The organism is Planktothricoides sp. SR001 (genome assembly GCF_001276715.1).
Taxonomy (GTDB): Bacteria; Cyanobacteriota; Cyanobacteriia; order Cyanobacteriales; family Laspinemataceae; genus Planktothricoides; species Planktothricoides raciborskii.
Window position 1 is genome coordinate 45,744 of the sequence record NZ_LIUQ01000045.1, and the last position, 10,234, is coordinate 55,977.

At 40.5% G+C, this 10,234-nt stretch carries 10 protein-coding genes and 2 pseudogenes; 9 read left to right on the forward strand and 3 right to left on the reverse strand.

Going from position 1 to position 10,234, the window contains the following annotated elements:
- The first annotated feature begins 99 nt into the window (after positions 1-99).
- Both AM228_RS21715 and AM228_RS21720 read left to right on the forward strand, forming a co-directional pair.
- Entirely contained in the window at positions 100-378 is a 279-nt protein-coding gene (locus AM228_RS21715) for a UPF0175 family protein (RefSeq protein ID WP_054469038.1), read from the forward strand.
- Positions 375-635 carry a DUF3368 domain-containing protein gene (locus tag AM228_RS21720; protein ID WP_054469039.1) on the forward strand — a complete coding sequence of 87 codons (261 nt, stop codon included), beginning with the start codon at positions 375-377 and terminating at the stop codon, positions 633-635. Before AM228_RS21715 ends, AM228_RS21720 begins: the two co-directional genes overlap by 4 nt.
- Positions 636-952: 317 nt before the next feature.
- Here the strand turns inward: AM228_RS21720 and AM228_RS21725 are convergent, their stop codons facing one another.
- The gene (locus AM228_RS21725) at positions 953-2,056 is read right to left on the reverse strand and encodes a hypothetical protein (protein ID WP_054469040.1); all 1,104 of its coding nucleotides are present in this window, start codon (positions 2,054-2,056) and stop codon (positions 953-955) included.
- A gap of 570 nt (positions 2,057-2,626) precedes the next feature.
- On the opposite strand from AM228_RS21725, the gene AM228_RS21730 reads away from it, so the two are divergent.
- The 4 genes from AM228_RS21730 (at position 2,627) to AM228_RS21745 (ending at position 5,903) form a co-directional block, all read left to right on the forward strand.
- A complete protein-coding gene (locus AM228_RS21730) occupies positions 2,627-3,697 on the forward strand; it encodes a serine hydrolase (protein ID WP_054469041.1) in 1,071 nt (356 codons plus the stop codon).
- Positions 3,698-3,830: 133 nt separating this feature from the next.
- Complete coding sequence (locus AM228_RS21735; protein WP_054469042.1) at positions 3,831-5,060, forward strand: NAD(P)/FAD-dependent oxidoreductase; 1,230 nt, start codon at positions 3,831-3,833, stop codon at positions 5,058-5,060.
- A 338-nt stretch (positions 5,061-5,398) separates the two neighbouring features.
- On the forward strand, positions 5,399-5,680 hold the full coding sequence (locus AM228_RS21740) for a hypothetical protein (protein WP_054469043.1): 282 nt from the start codon (positions 5,399-5,401) through the stop codon (positions 5,678-5,680).
- Positions 5,681-5,714: 34 nt separating this feature from the next.
- A complete protein-coding gene (locus AM228_RS21745; RefSeq protein ID WP_054469044.1) occupies positions 5,715-5,903 on the forward strand; it encodes a hypothetical protein in 189 nt (62 codons plus the stop codon).
- Positions 5,904-5,908: 5 nt separating this feature from the next.
- Here AM228_RS21745 and AM228_RS21750 read toward each other — a convergent pair whose 3' ends face one another.
- Positions 5,909-6,955, reverse strand: coding sequence for a hypothetical protein (locus AM228_RS21750; protein ID WP_054469045.1), 1,047 nt, complete (start codon positions 6,953-6,955; stop codon positions 5,909-5,911).
- A gap of 82 nt (positions 6,956-7,037) precedes the next feature.
- Here AM228_RS21750 and AM228_RS21755 point away from each other — a divergent pair, with 82 nt between their 5' ends.
- Entirely contained in the window at positions 7,038-8,327 is a 1,290-nt protein-coding gene (locus tag AM228_RS21755; protein ID WP_054469046.1) for a hypothetical protein, read from the forward strand.
- 238 nt (positions 8,328-8,565) lie between these two features.
- On the opposite strand, the pseudogene AM228_RS21760 reads toward AM228_RS21755, so the two are convergent.
- Positions 8,566-9,020, reverse strand: a pseudogene (locus AM228_RS21760) (retroviral-like aspartic protease family protein).
- Between the two features lie 154 nt (positions 9,021-9,174).
- Here AM228_RS21760 and AM228_RS36335 point away from each other — a divergent pair.
- On the forward strand, positions 9,175-9,297 hold the full coding sequence (locus AM228_RS36335) for a hypothetical protein (RefSeq protein ID WP_255353242.1): 123 nt from the start codon (positions 9,175-9,177) through the stop codon (positions 9,295-9,297).
- A 45-nt stretch (positions 9,298-9,342) separates the two neighbouring features.
- Positions 9,343-10,068: pseudogene (locus tag AM228_RS31185) on the forward strand (cysteine desulfurase family protein).
- Positions 10,069-10,234 lie beyond the last annotated feature (166 nt).

Consider the following 10,234-nt stretch of genomic DNA (forward strand, 5'->3'; position numbering starts at 1 on the left):
ATAATGGAAATCCGTGTCAGCCTACAAGGTATTGGCGATAGGCTAAGAAATAAGCAATATAAAGCAATATAAAGCAATATAAAATAGACGAGGGACGCAATGCAAATAACTCTAGAAATTTCTGATGAGGCGATCGCCCAAGCAAGTCAATTAAGTGATGCTGACTGGTTAAGAGAAATTGCGATCGCGCAGCGTCTCGGAACGAGAATCGCGCTATTTCAACAAGAACTGATTACCCTGGGTCGAGGCAGCAAAATTGCCAGAATGCACCCCATTGAATTTCAGCAGCTTTTAGCGAGTCGAGGCATTTGTATTCATTATGATGTGGAAGAATTTGAAGAAGATATTCAGCATTTGCGCGATCGAGGTTGGTTATGATTGTCGTCAGCGACACATCACCTTTATCGATAACCATTGAATTAATTGCAGATGATTTGCTAATTGATGAACGACTCGGACGCAGAGAAGCCTTGAAACTGGGACTATCTGTAATTGGCATATTGGGTATTTTGATGATCCCTAAACAAAGAGGCTTAATTCCTAGAGTACAAACTCTCATGGATGATCTGGTAAAACAAGCGGGATTTCGGATTAGTCCCCAACTATACGATCGCGTTCTTGCCTTATCAAACTAAAATAATTCTCTCTGTCTCTGTCGGGACACGGAAGCCTAAGTTTTTACGGTGGTGATGATTTTTTACCACAGAGACACAGAGAAACACAGAGAATATGTCGCCTTTGTGTTCCTTTGTGTCTTTGTGGTGATGATTTTCCCTATTAGCCAAGGGGGGTTTTAATCCCTGCGGGAATGACAGGTTTTTTGTACTTCATGACCATGACAATTGCTATAATTATATAGCAATCCGTTTAGAGGTTTTGGTAGGGGTAATTCATAAAATACCCCTACGATATGGGTTAAATTTCCCAAAATATTACAACTTAAATAGGATTGCTATGTCTCACCCGTTGAGATCCGTCCTTCACGCTGACCAAACAGCAAAAAATGCTCAAAGGCACTATCAAAAGCCCCATTTTGAATTGCTTGAGCCACATCAGGATTTTGATTCAGATAGAAATTGCTATCAAATCCTGGGCCTGGGTTGCGTCCTTCATCTAAGCCATGTATGAGAAAGTGCTCTACTCCAGATTGAAAAAACCCGGATATTACTGCCTGATTAACATCAGGATTTTGAGTCAAATAATCCGTTTCATCAAAAAATGGGTTACTCGGACGACCTTCTTTTTGGCCAAATAAAATAAAGTGCTCTAGACCACTTTTCAAGAATCCTTGAGCGATCGCCGCATCCACATCGGGATTTTGCTGCCGATACCACTGCTCATTAAAATAGGCTAATAAGTTTTCTTGAACGTTGGGATCCGCTAAAAAATCATTGAAAGGAGCGCCAGTCAGGGGATCGATATTTTCCTCAATATTTTCCTGAATATTTTGCTGATTCCCAGAGGTGGTTTGCTCTTTTTCAGAACTATTGTCACCAACAGATTCCTTTTCTGTTTCATTTACTTGAGAATCTCTGGTGAAGTTTAATATGTCTGAATCTCCAAAAAAATCCTCATTTAAGTCCCCAAAAAAATCTGGATCTACGACTGAACTGCCTGAAACATCATTTTCAGAAACCTCGGTGATTTGACGATCGCTCATAAGATTGTTGGCCACAGGATCCTCGTTCAGCCCTGGAATATCAATGCCCTGTCTCTCAAAAAGTTCGGGGTTGAATGATTGTTGACTCTCTACCACGCTAGTTTGAACGGGTGAATCCCAAAAATAATCCTCATCTGCGAAATATTGATTATTATTCGTTCTAGATCCGGTTTCAGGATTGTCGCGATCGCCATCACTATTAGACATCAATACTGATAAATCTTCATCAATGAAATTATTGGCTGGGGCAAAATTGCTTGGATTAATGAAGTTATTATCAAACAAATCGTTCGCACTTTCTAACTCGTCAATGCTTCTGATATCAGGATCGTCCTCTTCCTCATCATTCAGCAAAACTGAAGCTAAAACCCCATTAATATTCAACTCTGAATTCATAAAATTTACCTCCAGCTATGCATGATTATTACTGAATATTATTTTGCCGATCAAAATTCATCAACAATCGGCTATGATATTTTTTGTCAAACCAACGAAATATCATAATATTTTTCTGGATTTTTCTGGGAAATAACTTATGCTTTTATCGAAGGTTTTCCCATTTTTGAAAAAGCGGGATTTCCATTGACTTTACTCGATGGTTTGAGTCTCGTTCTTACCCGATCGTCCCTGACCTCATTATGACATAATAAGTAATTTCTGGCAAATCACTAGATCGGGCAGCGATCGCGTCGCGGGTTCTCAGTTCTCAACAACCTTCTCATCTTCCCGGCATATTTCCAGCTAGATTTATGGTAAATTTTGGCTGTCTAAAGCTTTTAGAGGCAATCACTGCCAGCCGATTGCCTCAAGAATGCCCATAAATGAAGGCTTGCAGACAATTTCCGCCGCAAGATGACCGAAAAATCGCCAAAAAAATCTCAAAAAATCTGGACAAAAACCTTGACCGATTTGTATTTTAATCTTTAATATATCAAGAGAATAGCTAAAATTGAGACTGTCATTAATATGTTATCTCAGAACCGGATTTCCGGATCGGTCGGTTCTCTCCTGAAACCTGTTACTTTTTTTACCTGGACGCACTGTTTAGGTTTTCTGATTGGCTGTGGTTTCGCTTCTAGTATAATTGGGTTAGTGGCTTACCTGATTTTCGGCTCCCAGTTCGGGCAAAACTTTTTGGCCATAAATTCTGCGGTGGAAACCAAGCCATCAGACAAAAAATCTGTGGTATTTCCGGAATATTCTAATTCTAAGTATTCTAATTCTAAGTATTCTAATTCTAAGTATTCTAATTCTAAGTATTCTAATTCTAAGATATTAGATCAAATTGCCCAAACAAGTGGCTTATCAACCAAAGTGAAGATTACCGTTTGTAATCTCCAGAGAACCTGTTCGCACCTCCGAGGAAACCAAATCCCAATCAGTTTAGCCAGTTTAATGAAAGTACCGATCGCCGTCACTCTTTTAGATCAAGTGAATCGGCAAAAGATTCCTCTGAATAACCAGATTTATATCAGTAAAGGTAACTTTACCGAAGATGCCTCCGATTTAAAAGTAGAAAGAAAATATCCCCTGGGTAAATTATTATTGGAAATGATTGTCAACAGCAGTAATATTGCTCCCAATCAACTGATAGACTACTTAAGCAGAAATTATATTAACCAAGTGTTAGAAAGTCGCGGCTACCGAGCCACCCGTGTGTATGCTAAATTTATTGGGGATATTTTCATCCCTGATGATGCTGGAGAAAAGTTAAATACTTCAACGACCAATGAACTGACGGAAATGATGGTGCAAATTTATAATCGTCAGCATCCTGGAGATGATAGATTAATTTCTCTATTTGGGCTACAACACGATCGCGAATTAGGATTTGCCGCATTAAAAGGTTCCTCTGCCAAGTGGTTGGGGGAAAAAACCGGGCAAAATTCCTGGGTCATTGGCACCACTTTAGCGATGGAAATTTCGGGAAATAAATATATTTTAACAGTGATTGATGATGGGGTATATTCCGATCAGGCGATTCGTGATGCCATCAGGAAAATTTCTGAATATCTTGCCCAAAAAGGTCATTTTTAGGTTTATAACAATCCAGTAATGGGTATTTTTGGGTTAATATTAATGAGTTGCTTACAGAAACAAATATGTAAACAAATATGTAAACAAATATGTAAACAAATATGTAAACCAACAAATATCGGAGTCAGTTCAAATGAGTTTAAATCGTTTACAAGTTGTGGTAATTGGCGGGGGGGCGGCTGGCTTTTTTGGCGCGAACGCCTGTACACAAGCCAACCCAAAAGCGAATGTAATTTTATTAGAGGCAGGACGGCAACCCCTGACTAAAGTGCGGATTTCTGGTGGAGGTCGTTGCAATGTCACCCATGCTTGCTTTGAACCGGCAGTTTTAGCCCAAAATTATCCCAGAGGGGGCAAAGCGTTACGGGGGGCATTTACCCGGTTTCAGCCTAAAGATATGGTGGCTTGGCTGAACCAGCAGGGGGTGGAACTGAAAACCGAAGCTGATGGGCGGATGTTTCCGATTACCGATAATTCTGCCACGGTGGTGAATTGTTTGTTAACTGCGGCAAAGGATGCGGGGGTGGAACTGCGGACAGAAAGCCCGGTGATGGCGGTGTATCCTAGGGACAAAAACCCTGGGTTTGAAATCGAGTTAAAATCTGGGGAAATGTTGGAATGTGACAAACTTTTGCTGGCGACAGGTAGCAGTCCACGGGGCTATCAGATCGCTAAATCTTTGGGTCATACTATTGAACCGCCAGTTCCTTCTTTATTTACTTTTAAAATTCGGGATGCCAGATTGGAAGATTTGGCGGGAGTGGCGGTGAAAACAGCGCGAGTCCGCTTGCCAGAGGCGAAATTAGAACAAACTGGCCCAGTGTTGATTACGCATTGGGGACTTAGTGGTCCGGCAGTGTTGAAACTTTCCGCTTGGGGGGCGAGATTTCTCCACGATCGCCGATATGATACGCCCCTGATGATTAATTGGTTGCCGGAATATAAGCTAGAAGTTTTGCAAGAACAAATGCAAGCGGTGCGATCGCAACTTCCCCGAAAAGCGATCGCTACCAGTTGCCCTTTTCCCGTTCCCCGTCGTCTCTGGGAAAGGCTGCTTAATGTGACGGAAATTGACCATGAAAAGCGTTGGTCAGAGTTATCTAATAAAGGAATTAATCAATTAATCACCGAACTAACTCAAAGTCGCTATCAAATCGTCGGCAAAGGTGAATTTAAAGAAGAATTTGTCACCTGTGGGGGCATTTCTTTAAAAGAAGTCGAGTTTAAAACAATGGAAAGTCGCCGTTGTCCCGGTCTATTTTTTGCGGGAGAAATCTTAGATATTGATGGAATTACCGGGGGTTTCAATTTCCAAAGTGCTTGGACAACTAGCTGGTTAGCGGGGCAAGGGATGGCAAATTAGGATGGCTAGATACCGGGTTTCTTAAAGAAACCCGGTATCTGCCAGATATAGCACTTTTCAGGGTTATGAAGTACAAAAAAACCTGTCATTCCCGCGCAGGTGGGAATCCACAAAAAATCTGTAATCCAATAAAAACCGCTATTATAAGTTTACGGGCAGAAATAAATGCACCACAGACCCCATGAGAAAAAAAACTGTCATTCCCGCGAAGGCGGGAATCCAAAGCCTATCGGCGAGGAACGAAAAGTGCAATTAATTATGTTCACCTACTTATATGTTAAAATTTATCTAGTTAAATTACAGATAAATTATGGAATTGGTAAAAAAATAGGTACACCATGAAAAATATCAAATTAAACCAGTTATCAGAACAAGTGCTATTAGCAAATAACGAGGCTCTGTCTGTAGAGCATAATGGCAAGTTGCTGGGATATTTTTACCCGGCATCTTTACAGCCAGTTGAAGTCGATGCTGTTTGGGAGCGGTTGGATCAAGTTTTGGCTCAAGCTGTAGCAGAAAGTGGGATCGATCGAGAAGCTTTAATTGATGCTTTAGATCCTAGTCAACCTTTTCCATTTGAAGAAAATTCGCAGCTTATTACCGATTCATCCGAAATTTAAGATTTGAAGCCGGCGATCGGAGTTAGATAAAATTATGAAATTAGTCGTAGATGCTAATATTATGGTCGGGGAAATGCTGCGAATTCGGGGGCGGCATTTGGTGCAAAATCCCGAATTTCAAATGCAGCTAAATGCTTGGACAACTAGCTGGTTAGCGGGTCAAAGGATGGCTAGATACCGGGTTGCTTTAAGAAACCCGGTATCTGCCAGATATCGGCAATAATCAAACTAATTCAATAAAATATTACAAATATCGATCATTTCAGACATTTGGTTTGAACTTTGCTTGAGTCGATCTTCTTGAGTATCAATCCAATCTTTCTCAGCTTTGATCATTTCTGGGGACTCTTGACTATATCTTTGCTGTTGTTCCAGCAAGTAATCATAAAACGATAAAACATCGTCTAAAATCACTGTGGTGATTTCTACTCGTTCGTCAAATATCGATTCAATGGTTTGTGAAATGAGTTGATAAACCTCTTGCTCAAAGCGATCGTAAGCTTCAATTTGTGTATTTTTTTGCGAAATTGATTTCTTCATGGATTTAAACTTGTCGATAGCCTCTTTTTCAAACTTGCTTAAATAGACTTTAATAATGTCACTATGATTTTCCCAAGATGCATTTAATTCACGTTCCGCTAAATTTAAACTAGCTTGAAATTTTTCTTGGCTTTTCGGATCCTCCCAAAATAGATATTCAGTAATTTTTTGCCGATTAATTCCGCGATCGTATAAATCGAAAATTTCCTGTAATCGCTCCAGGATTATCTGAGAACAAAATAGAGAAATCTCGGCGATCGCCTCAGTAATTTTATTTTGCAATTTAGGGATATCGAACACAGATAAAGACTTAGGACTTCCTTGAGAGTCTTTTAAGTATTGATCTTTGATGAGAATAAATTGAGAATTACATTTGGTTTTCACGGCATCTACTGTGAGAATTCTTAATCGGCTTTTTTCTAATTTAATTTTTTGAATAAACCCACTAACCTTGCCAATTTCCTCCCAAATCTCTAGGGGATTAATTTCACAGATTCTTTGTTTAGCTTTCCAAGTTTCTCTAGCCAGATTTATTTTTTCAAAGCTAACCGATAAACTCTCTTGGATTTGACTGATTGATTCCTGGAATATTTTTAAGACAGGACGCAGCGATTCATCAATTTCTTGGGCATATACTTTTAACTCTGAGGAAACTTCAGGCTGTGCAGGCTCCGCTTGAACTTGACGCAGTGATTCCGTAATTTTACGGATAGGGATGAGGGGATTGGTAGTCATTGTATTAAAAGCATAGTCGGAATAACTATCGATCTATAATACAATAAGAATTAGCCAATATGTAGACTCAAAAGCAAAAACAATGAACTACTATTTCAGCGCAGCCAGTCAAGCTTTGCTCCACGCAGGCAAGCTAGTGCAAGCACATACAGCAGATGGAACGTTATTACCGATATTGCGAGATGTCACCACAGGTCGAATGGTCGAGATAGCCAAAGCTACCGCCGGATTTTCCCTGGAATCGATCGCCGCTCCTGCTCAACTGATCATGGGGCCAATTCAGATGGTTCAAACTCACCTGGGATTCCAAAAAACCTATCAAATGCTGGATACTTTGCAGAAGAGTGTAGCAGTGTTGCAGGGGACAACGGCGGTGATTGGGGTGGGGACTTTTGCCGGAGTCGCTTTATCTGGCGTAAATTTATATCAAACTCTGAAAATTAGAGAAAGTCTCCAAAAAATCGATTTAAAAATCGATCAAGTTTTAGATAAAATTAGTTCAGAGTCGGAGGATATCAAACAAAGAATCGATCAAGTGGCGCAGGATGTTGAATTTAAGATGCACCGCACCATATTAGATCAAGCTTATGGGCGATTTCAGCAAAGTATTCGTAGTCTTAAAAATATTTTAGAAATCCAAGATAGTCATTCTCGCCTGAGTAACTTGGCAAACATATACGGAAATTTAACTCAAGTTTTAGCTGACTACAAAAATCCTCAAATATACAATCAAAACACAAATGCTCCGGGGCGACTAAGACGGCATGAATGTGCATGGCAAATGGAACAAGCAATGGCGATGATTTTTATCTGGAAAGGTGAGTTTGGGGCAGCGAGTAGTCAAATGCAGCAGTTGCGGGACAATATTTATCAAGATACATGGGATATCTTGTCTTGTTGTGAAACCGAGGAAGAAGTTGATTTTATTTATCCTGAACTGATGCGAATTCACACTCAAGATTTACCCGCGATCGCTGGGTGGCACGCTCAAGTGGATTATTTGAAAACCGCACCGAAAGAAGAATTAGAAGCAATTAAAAATCTGGTAAATACCGAGGAAAGCCCGCAAGAAACCTTAGCCGCATCTCCAAACAATGAACTAATCGAACAAAACAATGAACTAATCGAACAAACTCAATATGAACAGTTGAAAAATACATCTCATTTTCTGGCTTTGCGCGACCATCTGAAATTTACCATTAATCCCCAAGCGCGGCAGAACTACGAAAGCTATATTTCTGCGCGATCGCCCCATCACGGATATCGAGCCCTGGCTGCATCTAACTGGCAGGAAATCTCCGATATTACCGTGGCTAATTTGTATTGGTATTTGAAGTCTAAAGACAAAGATGAGAAACAGACAATAGCATAATCTGGGGTAGCAAAAACCGGGTTTCCCCTGCATTCCCCCGTCTTCACGGGGGCAGGCTGCATGGGGGCAGGCTTATTTACATCTTGGTTATTGTGGCAAAAGCAACGGATAACCCGGTTTCTTTGTTGCTTGATTGGTTGCGTAGTTGAAGCGCGATCGCCCCTAATTCAGAAACCGGGTTTCTTCTTTAAACCTCGATATTGTTGCAAAAGCAACGGAAAACCCGGTTTCTTGATGTTTACAAAATTGTTAAATAGGTTTCCGTGGGGCTAATCGGCAACGGCTTCAATACTTGACGATTTAAGTCAACTTCTAACCCCAAAGATTCTAAAGGAATTACCCCCAAAAGCGGGTCATGTCCTCCCGGTAACTCCAAACACTCAAAAGTTCCTTCTCGGTCAAATATGGATATTTTTGCATCTTGGAAAATGCGGGCTTTATCAATCCCCATTGCCGTAGCGACATCGACTTCTTTGAGGATTTTTAAGCCTAATTGCGCGATCGCCTCTGGGGGTAAACATAAAGTCGTTGCCCCGGTATCAACTAAGACATTTTCTAAGGTCAGCGATCGCACTTGATCTGCGGTTTTTACCCCAGCTTCGGCCAAAATTTGGTCAGCATTTGGTCAGGGCGATTAATAATTGTCAGAGTTGTAAAAACTTTACCCATATCCTGCTGATTTGTTGGTTGCATAATCTCCTCCTGAAATAGTCGGATTAATCTTTTACATTTAGTAATGCATATATTTTAATAAATTGAGATTAAATTAACATTTATTAATTAATAAAATTTACGCTAAACTATTAAAATAATAGCGACTTAATTTAAACAATCAACCGAAGCGAATATGATCGTAAAATCTCAGCCAATTTATCTCGACTATCACTCTACAACTCCCGTTGACCCCAGAGTAGCCAACCTGATGCTACATTACATGACCACCGCTTATGGAAATGCCAGCAGCACATAGCTATGGAGATGAAGCCGAACAAGGGATTAAAAAGCCGCCCAACAAATCGCCCAGTTAGTCAACGCTAAACCCAAAGAAATTATCTTTACCTCTGGAGCACAAGAAAGCATTAATCTAGCGATTCAAGGGCATATTTTATCGGTAAATTACCAACAATCTAAACCGCCGCGCATTGCCGTTTCTCCGGTTGGACATAAAGCGGTTTTAGATACTTGTAATGCATTAGCTAAAAAAGGATTAGCGGAAATTATTTATCTGTCAATTGACCAAAAGGGTCGATTAGATTTAGACGAAATTGAACAAATCTGTCGCAGCGGTATTTCTCTACTCTGCGTCATGGCCGCCAATAATGAAATCGGCAATATTTACCCTATATTAGAGATTGGGAAATATAATATCCCTTTTCTCTGTGATGCCTCCCAAACTGTAGGAAAAATCCCGACTAATTTTGTCGCCTCTAATATCACTTATTTAGCCATCTCTGCCCATAAATTATAGGGATCTAAAGGTTCTGGGGCTTTAATCGTCAGAAAAGGAACTCACTTAGAACCGATAATTTTTGGTGGCGGAGATCAAACAAGAATCCGGTCAGGAACTCTGAATTTTCCCGGAATAGTCGGGTTAGGAGAAGCTTGTGAACTGCGACAGTTAGAAATGACCAAAGATGAGGCAAAAATTGCCGATTTGCGCGATCGCCTGCAAAGCTTATTACTAGAAAAAATCCCTGGTTTATTCATTAATGGCGATCGCGCTACTACGAGGATTTATTAAACCGCAGGTGTTAGTTATGTAGTTAGTTATGTAGGGTGGGCAATTGCCCACCCTACGCGGATTTATTAAACCGCAGGTGTTAGTAATTCCCGATCTTTGGCGGGTTGAACGATGACTTTTCCTTCTTCGTTGATATCCACTAAGGCGGTGTCTCCTTCGCTGACGC